General features: G+C 70.9%; 14 protein-coding genes. 10 read left to right on the top strand and 4 right to left on the bottom strand.

The annotated features are described in order from the left end of the window. Window position 1 precedes the first annotated feature (1 nt). Window positions 2-538, top strand: coding sequence for an FMN-binding protein (locus QZ433_RS02610; protein ID WP_295779879.1), 537 nt, complete (start codon window positions 2-4; stop codon window positions 536-538). Next, window positions 535-1,320 carry an FAD:protein FMN transferase gene (locus QZ433_RS02605; RefSeq protein ID WP_295779878.1) on the top strand — a complete coding sequence of 262 codons (786 nt, stop codon included), beginning with the start codon at window positions 535-537 and terminating at the stop codon, window positions 1,318-1,320. Before QZ433_RS02610 ends, QZ433_RS02605 begins: the two co-directional genes overlap by 4 nt. 10 nt (window positions 1,321-1,330) lie before the next feature. On the opposite strand, the gene QZ433_RS02600 is transcribed toward QZ433_RS02605, so the two are convergent. The 3 genes from QZ433_RS02600 to QZ433_RS02590 are packed head-to-tail and all read right to left on the bottom strand — an operon-like array spanning window position 1,331 to window position 3,308. Next, window positions 1,331-2,326, bottom strand: a complete 996-nt coding sequence (locus tag QZ433_RS02600) for a HAMP domain-containing sensor histidine kinase (RefSeq protein ID WP_295779877.1) — start codon at window positions 2,324-2,326, stop codon at window positions 1,331-1,333. Then, window positions 2,323-3,000: a response regulator transcription factor gene (locus tag QZ433_RS02595; protein ID WP_366761868.1), complete on the bottom strand. Its 678-nt coding sequence runs from the start codon at window positions 2,998-3,000 to the stop codon at window positions 2,323-2,325. The genes QZ433_RS02600 and QZ433_RS02595 overlap by 4 nt, the downstream gene beginning before the upstream one ends. Further along, window positions 2,997-3,308, bottom strand: coding sequence for a hypothetical protein (locus QZ433_RS02590; RefSeq protein ID WP_295779876.1), 312 nt, complete (start codon window positions 3,306-3,308; stop codon window positions 2,997-2,999). Before QZ433_RS02590 ends, QZ433_RS02595 begins: the two co-directional genes overlap by 4 nt. Window positions 3,309-3,502: 194 nt before the next feature. Between QZ433_RS02590 and QZ433_RS02585 the strand changes: the two genes are divergently transcribed. The 6 genes from QZ433_RS02585 to QZ433_RS02560 all read left to right on the top strand — a co-directional run bounded on the left by QZ433_RS02585 (window position 3,503) and on the right by QZ433_RS02560 (window position 10,691). After that, window positions 3,503-4,459, top strand: coding sequence for a 3,4-dioxygenase subunit beta (locus QZ433_RS02585; protein ID WP_295779875.1), 957 nt, complete (start codon window positions 3,503-3,505; stop codon window positions 4,457-4,459). A 103-nt stretch (window positions 4,460-4,562) separates the two neighbouring features. Beyond that, the gene (locus QZ433_RS02580) at window positions 4,563-5,264 is read left to right on the top strand and encodes a CoA pyrophosphatase (RefSeq protein ID WP_295779874.1); all 702 of its coding nucleotides are present in this window, start codon (window positions 4,563-4,565) and stop codon (window positions 5,262-5,264) included. Between the two features lie 42 nt (window positions 5,265-5,306). After that, complete coding sequence (gene pgi / locus QZ433_RS02575; protein WP_295779873.1) at window positions 5,307-7,007, top strand: glucose-6-phosphate isomerase; 1,701 nt, start codon at window positions 5,307-5,309, stop codon at window positions 7,005-7,007. A gap of 344 nt (window positions 7,008-7,351) precedes the next feature. Beyond that, the gene (locus QZ433_RS02570; RefSeq protein ID WP_295779872.1) at window positions 7,352-8,272 is read left to right on the top strand and encodes a phospholipase; all 921 of its coding nucleotides are present in this window, start codon (window positions 7,352-7,354) and stop codon (window positions 8,270-8,272) included. 91 nt (window positions 8,273-8,363) lie between these two features. Beyond that, window positions 8,364-8,942 (top strand): PadR family transcriptional regulator, encoded by a 579-nt coding sequence (locus QZ433_RS02565; protein WP_295779871.1) that lies wholly within the window; start codon window positions 8,364-8,366, stop codon window positions 8,940-8,942. A 51-nt stretch (window positions 8,943-8,993) separates the two neighbouring features. After that, window positions 8,994-10,691: an AarF/UbiB family protein gene (locus QZ433_RS02560; protein WP_295779870.1), complete on the top strand. Its 1,698-nt coding sequence runs from the start codon at window positions 8,994-8,996 to the stop codon at window positions 10,689-10,691. A gap of 217 nt (window positions 10,692-10,908) precedes the next feature. Here the strand turns inward: QZ433_RS02560 and QZ433_RS02555 are convergent, their stop codons facing one another. After that, on the bottom strand, window positions 10,909-11,913 hold the full coding sequence (locus tag QZ433_RS02555; RefSeq protein WP_295779869.1) for a lytic transglycosylase domain-containing protein: 1,005 nt from the start codon (window positions 11,911-11,913) through the stop codon (window positions 10,909-10,911). A gap of 462 nt (window positions 11,914-12,375) precedes the next feature. Between QZ433_RS02555 and rpsA the strand changes: the two genes are divergently transcribed. Both rpsA and QZ433_RS02545 read left to right on the top strand, forming a co-directional pair. Next, window positions 12,376-13,830: a 30S ribosomal protein S1 gene (rpsA, locus tag QZ433_RS02550; protein WP_108320781.1), complete on the top strand. Its 1,455-nt coding sequence runs from the start codon at window positions 12,376-12,378 to the stop codon at window positions 13,828-13,830. 104 nt (window positions 13,831-13,934) lie between these two features. Beyond that, window positions 13,935-14,102, top strand: a complete 168-nt coding sequence (locus tag QZ433_RS02545) for a hypothetical protein (RefSeq protein WP_295779868.1) — start codon at window positions 13,935-13,937, stop codon at window positions 14,100-14,102. Window positions 14,103-14,276 lie beyond the last annotated feature (174 nt).

The following is a 14,276-nucleotide window of genomic DNA, read 5'->3' as shown; positions in this document are numbered from 1 at the left end:
GATGAAGAAGATCGTCTACGCCCTGATGGCCACCGTCACCGGCCTGGTGCTGCTGTTCAGCTACCGCACCTCGCTGGTCCCCGAGCAGGCGAGTGCGCTCGCACAGACCCCCGCCTCGGGTGTCGCCGCGGCTCCGCAGGCCACGACGTCCACGCCGAGCCCCTCGGCATCCGCCTCCGCATCTTCCGGGGCGACCTCGAGCGGCTCGGCCCCGTCGGGTTCGACCGCCGCGGCTGCGCCGACCTCGTCGAGCGGCCTGGCCGACGGAACGTGGACGGGGCAGGCGGCGAACACCCGGTACGGTGCCGTCCAGGTGCGCATCACCGTGTCGGGCGGGACGATCACCGACGTGCAGGTGCCGCAGTACCCGTCCGAGAGCGGCCGCGACCAGCAGATCAACTCCCGCGCGCTGCCGATCCTCGTGCAGCAGACGGTGCAGACCCAGAGCGCGCAGGTCGACATGGTGTCGGGCGCGACCTATACGAGCACGGGCTACCGCACCTCGCTGCAGTCCGCCCTCGACCAGGCCCGCTCGTGAGCGACGCGTTCACGGTCGTCGAGCCCGTGATGGGGACCGTCGCGTCGATCACCGTCCGGGGCGGGCGCACCGACCGCGTCGAGCGGGCGATCGCGGCGTGCATGGCCCGCCTGCGCGACGACGAGCGGGTCTTCTCGACCTACCGGGACGACTCCGACGTCTCGCGACTGCGCGACGGGCGGGTCGGCCTCGACGACGCCGATCCCCGGGTGGCCGAGGTGGCGGCGCGGTGCCGCGATCTGCGCGCGCGCAGCGGCGGTCGTTTCGACGCCGATTGGCGCGGATGGTTCGACCCCACCGGGTACGTCAAGGGCTGGTCGGTGGATGCCGCGGCCCGGGCCTTCGACGAGGTGCTCGCCGACGGCGTCATCGAGGCCGTGGGCGTCAACGTCGGCGGCGACATGCGCCTGCGCACGTCTGCGACGAGCGATCATGTGTGGCGTGTCGGCATCGCGCACCCGACGCGCGAGGGCGAGCTGCTGGCCACCGTCGAGGTCGTCGACGGTGCCGTGGCCACCTCGGGCACGTCCGAGCGCGGCGCGCACCTCGTCGACCCGCGGACGGGGCTTCCCCTCGCGCGTCCGGTGGGGGCCACGATCGTCGCCGACGACCTCGCCACCGCCGACGCGTGGGCGACCGTCGCGGCCGTCGCCGGGATCCGCAACCTCGACTGGATGCCCGTGGCACCCGTGGCATCCGGGATCGTCTGGGAGCACGGGCGCACACGCCGCTTCGCCGGCCGGGTCGAGGTCACGGCGTTCCACGACGCGCTCGCCGGCTGAGCCCGACGCGTCAGCGCACGCGCGGGAGACGCAACGCGAACACCGTGCCGGCGGGCGAGGTCCGTTCGACGACGACGCTGCCGTCGTATCGGGTCGCCGCCTCGCGCACCAGGGCCAGCCCGAGCCCGAAGCCACGTCGCCGGCCCGACTCCGCCCCTCGCGCGAAGCGCTCGAAGATGCGGGGGAGATCCTCGTCCCGGATGCCGTCCCCCCGGTCCTGCACCCGGACGATGACCTCGAGTGCGTCGACGTCGGCCGTGATCGTGACCTCGGAGCCTGCGGGCGCGTGTCCGATGGCGTTGTCGAGCAGAGCCGCGCACATGCGGACCACGGTGACGGCGGGCACCGCGACCGTCTCGCTCGTGAGCTCACCGTGGCGCAGACGCACTCCGGCGTCCTCCGCGAGGGAGGCGAGCGCGTCGGACGCGGCGCGCACGCTGTCGTCGACGCGCGCGATCCCGGTGTGACGCTCGCCCTCGGCCGTCAGCAGCATGTCCGCCAGCACGTCGTCCATGATCTGCGCGTCGCGTCGCAGCTGTTCCAGCGGCTCGTCGGCGCGTTCGCCGCGCTGCAGGCGCCGCTGGACGATCTGGATGCGGCTGGTCAGCGCGGTCAGCGGGGTGCGCAGCTCGTGGCTGGCGTCCGACACGAACGCACGCTGTCGGCGCAGGGCCTCGTCGAGCGGGCGCACCGACCAGCGGGCCGCGGCCCACCCGACGAGTCCGAGCACCACGACCCCGACCAGACCCAGGCCGACGACCCACGGCAGCACGTCGTCGAGGTCGACGACGAACCGGTCTCCTCCTCCGGCGCCCCCCGTTCCCGGACCGCCCGTCCCCGCGCCCGGGCCACGACGACCCCCGCCCTCGGTGCGCGCCTGCGCGACCAGGACGGCGATCAGGATGCCCACTCCCACCGCGATCGCGACCGCCGAGGCACTCGCGACGAGGGTGCCGACCCGCAGGGCCGCGCGGCGCACGATCCGGCGATCGTCGTCGGCGCTCACCGCTCGGCCCCCGCGCGGTAGCCGCGACCCCGCACGGTTTCGACGAGATCCGTCGCGGTCTTCCGGCGCAGGTAGTGCACGTACGTGTCGACGGTGGTCACGGCATCCGGTGACGAGAACACCGCGCGGGCGATCTCCTCCCGCGAGAAGACATGATCGGGGCTGCGGGTGAGAAGCTCGAGCACGGCGTTCTCGGTCGAGGTGAGGGCGACGCGCTCGCCGGACGGGCCGTAGACCACGCCGGTGTCGGGCAGGTGGGTCCACTCCGCGACCGCACGACGTCGTCCCTCGGCGCGGAAGGCACGGCGCAGGGCGCGAAGGCGGGCGAGCAGCTCGTCGAAGTCGAAGGGCTTCAGCAGATAGTCGTTCGCTCCCGCGTCGAGACCCTCGACCCTGTCGGCGACGGCTCCGAGGGCGGTGAGGAGCAGTACGGGCGTGGTGATGTGGGCGGTACGCAGGTCGCGGACGATCTCGGCTCCGTCGCGGCCGGGCAGACGCCGATCGAGCAGGATCACCTCGAAGCTCTCGCGCAGTGCCCGGTCCCGCCCGGTCGCGCCGTCGGTCTCGTGCACGACGTCGTAGACCTCGCCGAGCACCTCGATCGTCATCGCGGCGATCTCGGCGTCGTCCTCGACGTAGAGCAGTCGTGGACGCGGTGCCGCGATGCCGCTCACTGCACCCCCGCGCGCGGCGGGCTCACGCTCCACCCGAACCGCTCGAGTGCATCGAACAGGCGTCGGGCCTGCGCCCACGCCACCGCACCCGACACGTCGGAGTACACGTCGATCGCGAACGGCGGGGGGTCGGCGAACTTGGGGATCTCGACCTCGGCCCACGCGTGCGGGGCGAGCCAGACGCGCGGGCTCGTCGTCCGTGCGCCCTCCACGCTTCCGTCGGCGGCGAAGGCGATCGCGTCGAGGGCGTCAATCTTGGTGATCGGCATGTTCACGACGAGCGTCACGGCGTGCAGCTGCTGCGTCATCACGGTCCTCCCGGCCTTCATCCTGACACGCTGCCGCGGGGCGGGGGCGACTATCCCCGTCGCCCACCTCGGCACGCAAAGCTCACTCAGAGGAACGGTCAGGGCTCGCGCAGGGTCTCCCCTTCATCCTCGAGGAATCGACACACCCACCGACCCGCCGGGAGGCGACCGTGAGCAGGATCCCCGAAACCCATATGACCCCCGACGGCCCCGCCTACGAGGGTCGACTCCTCGATCGCGCCGACGAGCCCGTCGTAGACCAGGGCGCGCCCTTCGACATCCGCACCCTCGTCTCGCGCCGCGGCATCCTGGGTCTCGTCGTGCTCGGCGCGGGCACCGCCACGCTCGCCGCGTGCGCGCCGGCCGCATCCAGCGCCGCCCCGGCGAAGACCGCGACGGCCACCGCGTCGGCCAGCCCCACCGCGGCCTCCAGCTCCACCCCGACCGCGTCCGCGTCGAGCGCCGCGGCGGCTCTGCCCGCCGGAGAGATCCCCGACGAGACGGCGGGCCCCTATCCGGGGGACGGCTCCAACGGCGCCGACGTCCTGGAGCAGTCCGGGATCATCCGCAGCGATCTGCGCTCGAGCCTCGACGGCGGAGCGACCGCGGCGGGCACCCCCATGACCCTGAACCTGACGGTCTTCGACACCGCCAACGGCGATGCGCCCATGACCGGTGCGGCCGTGTACGTGTGGCACTGCGACACCGAGGGCAACTACTCGATGTACTCGTCCGGGATCGAGAACGAGACGTACCTCCGCGGTGTCCAGATCGTCGGCGACGACGGTGTCGTGTCGTTCACCTCGATCTTCCCCGGCTGCTACGACGGCCGGTGGCCGCACGTCCACTTCGAGGTCTACCCGAGCGCGGATGCCATCACCGACGCGTCCCGCGCGATCGCTACCTCGCAGGTCGCCCTGCCGAAGGGCACGTGCGACACCGTCTACTCCGACACGAGCCTGTACCCGTCTTCCGCGTCCCACCTCACCCGCGTCTCCCTGGACAGCGACAACGTCTTCGGCGACGACGGGGGAGAGCTCCAGCTCGCCACCACCTCGGGCGACAACGCCTCGGGCTGGACCGTCTCGCTCGGCGTCCGCGTCGACACCTCGACCGCCCCGACCGCGGGCGCCGCCCCCGGCCGGCGTTGACTCCGCGCGCACCGCGGGGACGACGCGCCGCGGCGAGGTGAGCACGGCGGCCGGGATCGCCGTTGCGTCCGCGGCCCTCGGGCGGCGCGGATAGCCTCGAGGAATGACCTCGCCCCGCGCCCACCTCGAAGCCCTGCTCGCGCGCGGTCTCGGCGACGTCTCCCCGGCGCTGCGGGCGCTCCCCGTCGAGGGCGAGGCGCGAGCGGCAGCCGTGCTCATCCTCTTCGGTGTCCTCGACGGAGTCCCGAGCGGGCGTGTCTCGCCGAACGTCCCGAGCGATCTCGATGTGCTGCTGCTCGCACGGGCGCGCACCCTTCGCGCGCACCCCGGCCAGGTCGCGTTCCCGGGAGGTCGGGTCGATCCCGACGACGCGGATGCCGTGGCGGCGGCGTTGCGCGAGGCGCGGGAGGAGACGGGCCTCGACCCCGCGGGGGTCGAGGTGCTCGGGACACTCGAGAGCGTGCCCCTGGCGTTCTCCCGGCACGAGGTGACCCCGGTGCTGGGGTGGTGGACCCGGCCGACCCCCGTGCGCGCCGTCGACGCCGCCGAGTCGGCCGAGGTGTTCCGCGCCCCCGTCGCCGATCTGCTCGACCCCGCACGTCGCGGCGTCACCGTGATCTGCCGGGACGGCCGCGAATGGCGGGGGCCGGCGTTCTCACTCGAGACGCCCCGCGGCCCGCAGACCGTCTGGGGGTTCACCGCCCTGCTGCTCGACGGCTTGTTCGACCGTCTGGGCTGGACCGAGGCCTGGGATGCCGAGAGGGAGATCCCCCTCCCCGTCCCGCCGTCGGCCGACCCCGTCTAGCGTGTCGCGCGGTCTTCGTCATCCGACCCGCGCACGGCCCCGATGCTCGCTAGCGTGGGGTCTGTGACTGCGCCTATCGACCCCACTTCCACGTCCGCCTGGTCCCGTCTCACCGCTCTGCGCGACGGGTTCGAGCCCGATCTGCGCGGGTGGTTCGCCGACGATCCCGATCGCGCCGCCTCCCTCACCCGCACCGTGGGCGACCTCCACGTCGATCTGTCCAAGAACCTCGTCACCCCCGAGGTTCTCGAGGCACTCCTCGCGCTCGCCGACGAGACGGGTGTGCGGGACCGCTTCGCCGACATGCTCCGAGGCGTTCACCTCAACACCAGCGAGGATCGCGCCGTCCTGCACACGGCCCTGCGCCGGCCCGCGGGCGCCGAGCCGGCACTCGTCGTCGACGGCCAGCAGGTCGACCGCGATGTGCACGAGGTGCTCGACCGCCTGGCGGCATTCGCCGATCGCGTGCGCTCGGGCGAGTGGCGCGGGGTCACCGGTAAGAGAGTCACGCACGTCGTCAACATCGGCATCGGCGGCAGCGATCTCGGGCCGGTGATGGTCTACGAGGCTCTGCTGCCGTACGCCGACGCCGGAATCCACGCGCGCTTCGTGTCCAACATCGACCCGACCGACATCGCGCAGAAGACCGCGGACCTCGACCCCGAGACGACGCTCTTCATTGTCGCGTCGAAGACCTTCACCACGCTCGAGACGCTCACCAACGCCCGTCTCGCCCGCGACTGGCTGTGGGCCGAGCTGTCGGCGAAGGGCGCGATCGAGGACACGGATGCCGCTCGCACCGACGCCGTGGCCCACCACTTCGTCGCCGTGTCCACGGCACTCGACAAGGTGTCGGCGTTCGGGATCGACCCCGACAACGCGTTCGGATTCTGGGACTGGGTGGGCGGCCGGTATTCGGTCGACTCCGCGATCGGACTGTCGCTCGCCATCACCCTGGGCCCCGACGTGTTCCGCGAGCTGCTGTCGGGTTTCCACGAGGTCGATGAGCACGTGGCATCCACCCCGATCGATCGGAACGTGCCCGTGCTGATGGGCCTGCTGAACGTCTGGTACACCAACTTCCTCGGCGCGCAGTCGCATGCGGTCCTTCCGTACGCGCAGCAGCTGCACCGTTTCGCGGCGTATCTGCAGCAGCTGACCATGGAGTCCAACGGCAAGTCCGTGCGGTGGGACGGCACGCCCGTGACGACCGACACGGGAGAGGTCTTCTGGGGCGAGCCGGGCACGAACGGTCAGCACGCCTTCTATCAGCTGATCCACCAGGGCACGCGACTGATCCCGGCCGACTTCATCGCCTTCGTCAACCCCGCCTACCCGCTCGCCGACGACGGCCGTGACGTGCACGGGCTGTTCCTGGCGAACTTCCTCGCGCAGACCAAGGCGCTCGCGTTCGGCAAGACGGCCGAGGAGGTCGAGGCCGAGGGCACCACCGGTGCGCTGGTGGCGGCGCGCACCTTCCCGGGCAACCGTCCGACGACGTCGATCTTCGCCCCGTCGCTGACGCCGTCGGTCCTGGGCCAGCTCATCGCGCTGTACGAGCACATCACTTTCACGCAGGGCACGATCTGGGGCATCAACTCCTTCGACCAGTGGGGGGTCGAGCTGGGCAAGCAGCTCGCGCTGCAGATCGCGCCGGCGATCGAGGGCGACGACGAGGCCCTGTCGGCGCAGGACGCGTCGACGCGTTCGCTGCTGGACTACTACCGCGCGCACCGCGCCTGACGGGCGGATCGGCGGCTTCGGCGGGCCGTCCTGGAAGATTCGACATCTTTCCAGGGCGGCCCGTCGGTCGTCTGGGCGGGGGCGCGCGAGCTCGCGAAGACGCTTCGTCGAAGAGAAAAAAGAACCCGGTCAAGGTGCAGAAGTACCTCGCCTCACCGGTGCCCGGATCCTGGCCGACGCGTCGGCCCGGCGCGGGGGTGCGAGAAGCGCCCCTCCCACCGTCCGTTCAGGTAACGAAGAGATAACGCTCAGAAGGGGCACCCACACTCGGGGACTTGTGTCGACCCGACGGCACAGATCGCGCTCGATCCCGACGAGCGCGCCCGAACGAAAGATCCCTCCTTTTGCTGCGTTCCGATATCAAGCTCGTCCGCGTCCACCGCGCCCGCCGCACCCTCGTCACCGCCGCCACGTGCGCCGGTCTCGCCCTGGGGCTGGTGGCCACGACCGGTCTCGCGATGGCTGCCCCCGTCTCCCTGCCCGACGCGTCCGCATCCTCGTTCGCCGCCCCCGGATCGGCCGTGACGATCTCGTCCGCCCCCACGCTGGATGCCGTGACCACCGGCGCCGACTCGGCGATGACCGACGCACAGGCGGCGCTCGCCAGCGCCACCGCCGTCCAGGCCGATGTGGCCTCTACCGGACTGCCGCTGTCGATCGGCGATGCGTCCGTCGACACCTCTGCGCTTCAGGACGCGGTCGATCGCCTCGGCTCGAGCGACTTGCTGCCCGTCTTGATGGTGCCCGCCCTCAGTCAGAACGCCCAGGCCGAGACCGAGCGGGTGTCGGCGCGCGTGGCCGAGGTGCAGGGGAGCCTCGATGAGGCGAAGGCCGCGAAGGCGGCCGCCGACGCCGCCGCCGAGGCGCAGCGTCAGGCCGAGAAGGCCGCCGCCGACGCCGCGGCCGCTCAGGCGCAGCGCGAGGCCGAGGCGGCCGCGATGCTCGCGCGCGTGAACACCCCGGCCGGCGCGAAGGACTACGCGGCGCAGCTCGCCGCCGAGAAGTACGGCTGGGGGAGCGACCAGTTCTCGTGCCTGTCGTCGCTGTGGACCAAGGAGTCCGGCTGGAACTACCAGGCCTACAACAACGACGGCGGGGCCACCGGCATCCCGCAGGCTCTTCCTGGCAGCAAGATGGCCACCTTCGGCGCCGACTGGCAGACGAACGCGGCCACGCAGATCGCCTGGGGCCTGGACTACATCTCCCGCGGGTACGGGACGCCGTGCAGTGCCTGGGGTCACTCGCAAGCGGTGAACTGGTACTGAGAATCGCCTGACGACCGATCCTCCGGCCCATCTGAGCGATATATCGTTGTATATCGCTGACTCAGATCGGGTCCGCGCGAAGGAGGTCGTCATGAGTGGTTCATTCCTGGGAGACGCGTTCGGCGGACGCGGTGGCTCCAACACCCCCGGTTGGCCCATGTCCAACATCCTCGAGGGGCTCGAGCAGCTGCGCACGCAGTTCGAGCAGAAGGCCGGCTCGACGCCGCGCATGAACAAGGGCGACGTGCGCTCCGCGGTGCTGTCGCTGCTGCTCGAGCAGCCGATGCACGGGTACCAGATCATCCGCGAGATCGAGGAGCGCAGCGGCGGATCGTGGAAGCCGAGCCCCGGCTCGGTCTACCCCACGCTCCAGCTCCTCACCGACGAGGGTCTCGTTCAGGCCGAGGAGTCCAACGGTCGCAAGACCTACTCGCTCACGCCCGAGGGTCGCGCCGCGGCCGGTGACGAGACCACCGAGCGCACCGCCCCGTGGGAAGCGGCGGGCTCTCGCGAGAGCGGACGCATGACCGCGCTGCCCAAGGCCGGCGTCGAACTGGCGCAGGCGGCGGCCCAGGTCGCTCGCACGGGCAACAAGGAGCAGGTCGCGCAAGCCGTCGAGATCCTCGACGAGGCGCGCCGTAAGCTCTACTCCATCCTCGCCCAGGGCTGAGGTGCCAGAGCTCGACGCGTGCGGGGCGCACGTCGGCATCCAGGAGATTCGATGACCGACGACGCCCTCATGAAGGCCCGCTACCGCCGTATCACGCGCTTCGCCGCGCGCTACCTCGTACAGGCGTGGTGGTACGAGCTCTTCCTGCCGCGGTTCGGCCTCGGGTGGATCTCCGCCCGGGGCCGCACCCGCCGACTCCAGCGCATCGCGCAGCGCTTCCACGTGCTCGCGGTCGATCTCGGCGGGCTGATGATCAAGGTCGGCCAGTTCATGTCGTCGCGTCTGGACGTTCTGCCGCCCGAGATCACGAAAGAGCTCGAGGGCCTGCAGGACGAGGTGCCCGCGGTGCCCTTCGCCCAGATGCGCGTCCGTGCCGAGGAAGAGCTCGGTATGCCGCTGGAGCGTGCCTTCGCATCGGTCGATGAGCGTCCGCTCGCTGCGGCCTCCCTGGGACAGGCGCATCGCGCCGTCCTGACCGACCAGATGGCAGAGGAGACCGGGCTGACCGCGGTGGTGCTGAAGATCCAGCGCCCCGGCATCGACCGCATCGTCGACGTCGACCTCCGCGCGCTGCGCAAGGTCGGCGTGTGGCTCAGCAAGGTCGCGCTCGTGCGCGACCGGGTCGACATGCCCTCCCTCGTCGAGGAGTTCGCCGTCACGAGCCTCGAGGAGATCGACTACCTGCATGAGGCCGCGAACTCCGAGCGGTTCGCCGCCGACTTCGGCGCCGACGGCTCGATCGCCGTCCCCGAGGTCGTCTGGGAGCGCACGACGCGCCGCGTGTTGACCCTGCAGGACGTCACCGCGATCAAGATCAACGATGTCGACGCCCTCCGTGTCGCGGGCATCGACCCCTCCGAGGTGGCCGCGCGATTCGCCCGGGTCATGTTCGACCAGCTCTTCGACGACGGCTTCTTCCACGCCGATCCGCACCCCGGGAACGTGTTCGTCACCCCGCTGGGGTCGCTGACCGACCGGGGGACGCCGGCGTGGCGCTTCACCTTCATCGATTTCGGCATGATGGGCGAGGTACCGCCGAGCTTGCGCCGCGGGCTTCGTCGTGTGCTCATCGCGGCGGCCTCTCGCGACGGCAAGGGGCTCGTCGACGGCATCCGCGACGTGGGCGTCCTCCTGCCCACGGCCGACACGATCCAGCTCGAACGCGCGATGACCCAGCTCTTCGCCCGCTTCGGCGGCATGGGGTTCGCCGAGCTGCAAGAGGTCGATCCGCGCGAATTCCGCGCGTTCGCGATCGAGTTCGGCGACGTGGTGCGCTCGCTCCCGTTCCAGCTGCCCGAGAACTTCCTCCTGATCGTCCGTGCGATGTCGCTCACGAGCGGCATGTGCAGCGCGCTCGATCCGGCTTTCAACATCTGGGATGCCGTCGAGCCCTACGCGCAGCGGCTGATCCGCGAAGAGAGCGGCAACACCGCCCAGGCGATCGTGCGCGAGGTGGGCGCCGTCGCGGCCGTCGCCGCGCGCCTGCCGCGCCGCATCGACAATCTCATCGAGCGCTTCGAGGACGGCTCCGTGACGGTGCAGACGCCGCGGATCGAACGCCGCATGCGCGATCTCGAGCGCATGGTGCGCCGGGTGGTGTCGTCGGTGCTGTTCACGGGCCTGCTGATCGGGGGAGTGCTCCTGCAGGCCGAGAACGCGGTCTTCGGCACGATCCTCATGATCGTGTCGATCGCCCCGCTCTCGCACGCCCTGCTCGCCGGCTTCGTCGCGCGTCGCAACGGTCTCTGAAAGGGCCTCGGTCGCGAGCGGCTCGTGACGTCCCCCGCACCGTCCGGGATCGCGTCCTCGCCCCCCCGACGCGACCTCGCGCGCGGCACGCGGCGGACACCCTTCCCTGGTTCCGATCGAAGAGGTCGGTCGACGCTCGGGACAGACCCCCTCCGCCCGTGAACGCGAAACGCGCCGCCGGACGATGTCCGAGCGGCGCGCTTCGCGTGCGGGTGCGTCAGTACCAGCCGGTGGACTGCGAGTGACTCCACGCGCCGCACGGCGTGCCGTATCGGCCCGAGATGTACCCGAGGCCCCACGAGATCTGCGTGGCGGCGTTGGTCTCCCAGTCGGCGCCGGCCGACGACATCTTGCTCCCGGGCAGGGCCTGGGGGATGCCGTAGGCACCGCTGCCGGCGTTGTATGCCCGGTAGTTCCAGCCCGACTCCTTGTTCCACAGCGAGACGAGGCACGAGAACTGGTCGTCGCCCCAGCCGCGGCCGGCGAGCATGCCGCGCGCGGTCGCCTGTGCACCGGCGGGGCTGTTGTCGCCGGAGCCGCCGCCGGAGGCGACGGGGACCGGTGCCGACGAGCCGCTCCCGGAGCTGACAGAGCTGCTGGCGGCGGAGGCGGCGGCACGCTCCTCGGCGGCGGCCTTCTCCTTCGCGGCGGCGGCGGCAGCGGCTTCGGCTTCCTGGCGGGCTTTCTCGGCGGCCTCTTCTTCCGCCTTCTTCGCCACGGCGGCGTCGAGGCCCCCGCGCAGTTCGGCGACGCGCTGATCGACGGTCGCCCGCGCGGTGGTCACGTCGTCGGCGAGGTCCGGCAGGAAGGTGTCGGGCAGAACCGAGGCGGCCTCGAGGCGCGCGGTCGCGGCCTCCAGGGCGGAGGTGTCGACGGTGGCGGCCTGGCCGATGTCCAGACCGGATGCCGCGATGTCGTTCTGCACCGACGTGACGGCGGCCATCGAGGCGGCGGCGGAGGACTCGGCGCTGCGAGCCTCGTCGGCACCCGCGCCGCGGGCGGTCGCGAGCACGGTCGGGGTGAGGGCGGAGGCGAGCGAGAAGCGGGCCGTCGCGAGGTCGGTGGGGGAGGCGGTCGCGGCCGGGGCCGTGCCGGTCAGGGCCGCGGCAGCGACCACGCCGACCACGACCGCACCGATGGCCGTCAGGGGGCGACGACGGGTGCGGCGGGCGGCGAGGCGACGGTCACGACGGTTGGAAGGGGGCGTCGAATCAGAGCGCATAGAACCGGTTTCACGTGAGGGAGGGCGGTGCGGGTGTCACCGTCCGACCCGCGTTCGGCGGGCACGAAACCCGGAGCCTGGCACGGCAGTCTGGATGCCACCTGGGCGTCGCGTCGGTGCGACCCCCGGGAAAAGAGCCGATCCGGGGCGAATCGTTCCGTCGTTTCTCCCCCTCTTCCGCCCGGGGGCGTCGGCCTCCTCCGGTCGGAGGTGTCGGCCTCCTCCGCCCGGAGGCGTCGGCCGCAGCGCGAAGCGCGACGGGTGCGTTAGACTGGGGTGTCACACGTGGGGCTCTGCCCGTTCTCCGGGCGTGCCCGTGGCATCGCACGAACACATCCGCTCTGCTTCGGCTCGTGGCATTCGTTCGCCCCCGGGCGTGCGAGTGCCCGGCGGCTCGGTCCTCTCCGGCCCGGGCGCAGGAGCCGGAGCCCGACACCAAACCCAACTAGGACAACCCACTACATGACTACCGCAACGACCGCCCCGGCTACCAAGCAGGTCGCGATCAACGACATCGGCTCCGCCGAAGACTTCCTGGCCGCGGTCGAGAAGACGCTCAAGTTCTTCAACGACGGCGACCTCATCGAGGGCACCGTGGTGAAGATCGACCGCGACGAGGTCCTCCTCGACGTCGGTTACAAGACCGAGGGTGTCATCCCCTCTCGCGAGCTTTCGATCAAGCACGACGTCGACCCCAACGAGGTCGTCAACGTCGGCGACCACGTCGAAGCCCTCGTTCTCCAGAAGGAGGACAAGGAAGGCCGCCTCATCCTGTCCAAGAAGCGCGCGCAGTACGAGCGCGCGTGGGGCGACGTCGAGAAGATCAAGGAGAACGACGGTGTTGTCACCGGTTCCGTGATCGAGGTCGTCAAGGGTGGTCTCATCGTCGACATCGGCCTCCGCGGCTTCCTCCCGGCCTCGCTCATCGAGCTGCGCCGCGTCCGCGACCTCACGCCGTACCTCGGCCAGGAGATCGAGGCCAAGATCCTCGAGCTCGACAAGAACCGCAACAACGTCGTGCTCTCGCGCCGCGCCCTGCTGGAGCAGACGCAGTCCGAGTCGCGTACCACGTTCCTCAACAACCTCCACAAGGGCCAGGTCCGCAAGGGCACGGTCTCGTCGATCGTCAACTTCGGTGCGTTCGTCGACCTGGGTGGCGTCGACGGTCTCGTCCACGTCTCCGAGCTCTCGTGGAAGCACATCGAGCACGCGTCCGAGGTCGTCGAGGTGGGCCAGGAGGTCACCGTCGAGATCCTCGAGGTCGACCTCGACCGCGAGCGCGTCTCTCTGTCGCTCAAGGCGACGCAGGAAGACCCGTGGCAGGTGTTCGCCCGTACCCACGCGATCGGTCAGATCGCTCCGGGCAAGGTCACCAAGCTCGTTCCCTTCGGTGCGTTCGTCCGCGTCGCCGACGGCATCGAGGGTCTCGTGCACATCTCCGAGCTGTCGGGCAAGCACGTCGAGCTCGCCGAGCAGGTCGTGTCGGTCGGCGAAGAGGTCTTCGTCAAGATCATCGACATCGACCTCGAGCGTCGTCGCATCTCGCTGTCGCTCAAGCAGGCCAACGAGTCGGTCGACCCCAACGGCACCGAGTTCGACCCGGCGCTGTACGGTATGGCCACCGAGTACGACGAGCGTGGCGAGTACAAGTACCCCGAGGGCTTCGACCCCGAGTCGGGCGCCTGGCTCGAGGGCTTCGACGCTCAGCGCGAGCAGTGGGAGCAGGAGTACGCCGCTGCCCAGGGTCGCTGGGAGGCTCACAAGGCTGCCGTCACCAAGGCCCTCGAGGCCGAGGCCGCCAACCCGACGGACTCCGGTTCGTTCGGCGGGTCCTTCTCGTCCGAGTCGCCCGCTCAGGGAACCCTCGCCGACGACGAGTCGCTGGCTGCGCTTCGCGAGAAGCTCTCCGGTCGCTGATCCGTCCCGCATCGAAGGCCGGTACCCCTCGGGGTGCCGGCCTTCGGTCGTTCCCGGGCGCAAGCCCTGGTCAATCCGCGCCGACGGAGGGCAGGATGTGTTCCATGGCTTCTCGAATTCCCCTGCTCATCACCCTCGCCGGCGTGGCCGTGCTCTTCCTCTCGATCGCCTTCGTCTTCGCGCTGGTGATCGGTGCGATGTTCTTCGGCGGAATCGAGTTCACCGGAGGACACATGGATGCCGCCGCCCCCGCGTTCGTCCTCACCGCCTGACGGACCGTCTGCTGCGAGCCCGTTCGACCACGCGGTGGGACGGGCTCTGGTTTTTCCGCGTGTTTTCGGGGTTTTGGGGGAGCGACACGCCCGGGGTGTGGTGTGGATTCGACGGGGGTGTGGTTCGGGCGTAAGTTATTACTTGTTCGCCCCACAGGGGAGAGCGGAGCGGCC

Origin of the sequence: uncultured Microbacterium sp. (assembly GCF_913776565.1) — a bacterium.
Lineage (GTDB): Bacteria > Actinomycetota > Actinomycetes > Actinomycetales > Microbacteriaceae > Microbacterium.
The sequence above is the reverse complement of the archived record's forward strand: the minus strand, read 5'-3'. Positions and strand labels throughout refer to the sequence as shown.

What these genes read in the sequence shown, in the direction of transcription:
- QZ433_RS02555 (WP_295779869.1), bottom strand. Translation starts at nt 11,913, where the DNA reads ATGCGCTCTGATTCGACGCCCCCTTCCAACCGTCGTGACCGTCGCCTC.
- QZ433_RS02545 (WP_295779868.1), top strand. Translation starts at nt 13,935, where the DNA reads ATGGCTTCTCGAATTCCCCTGCTCATCACCCTCGCCGGCGTGGCCGTG.
- pgi (WP_295779873.1), top strand. Translation starts at nt 5,307, where the DNA reads ATGCTCGCTAGCGTGGGGTCTGTGACTGCGCCTATCGACCCCACTTCC.
- QZ433_RS02565 (WP_295779871.1), top strand. Translation starts at nt 8,364, where the DNA reads ATGAGTGGTTCATTCCTGGGAGACGCGTTCGGCGGACGCGGTGGCTCC.
- rpsA (WP_108320781.1), top strand. Translation starts at nt 12,376, where the DNA reads ATGACTACCGCAACGACCGCCCCGGCTACCAAGCAGGTCGCGATCAAC.
- QZ433_RS02590 (WP_295779876.1), bottom strand. Translation starts at nt 3,308, where the DNA reads ATGACGCAGCAGCTGCACGCCGTGACGCTCGTCGTGAACATGCCGATC.
- QZ433_RS02580 (WP_295779874.1), top strand. Translation starts at nt 4,563, where the DNA reads ATGACCTCGCCCCGCGCCCACCTCGAAGCCCTGCTCGCGCGCGGTCTC.
- QZ433_RS02560 (WP_295779870.1), top strand. Translation starts at nt 8,994, where the DNA reads ATGACCGACGACGCCCTCATGAAGGCCCGCTACCGCCGTATCACGCGC.
- QZ433_RS02610 (WP_295779879.1), top strand. Translation starts at nt 2, where the DNA reads ATGAAGAAGATCGTCTACGCCCTGATGGCCACCGTCACCGGCCTGGTG.
- QZ433_RS02585 (WP_295779875.1), top strand. Translation starts at nt 3,503, where the DNA reads ATGACCCCCGACGGCCCCGCCTACGAGGGTCGACTCCTCGATCGCGCC.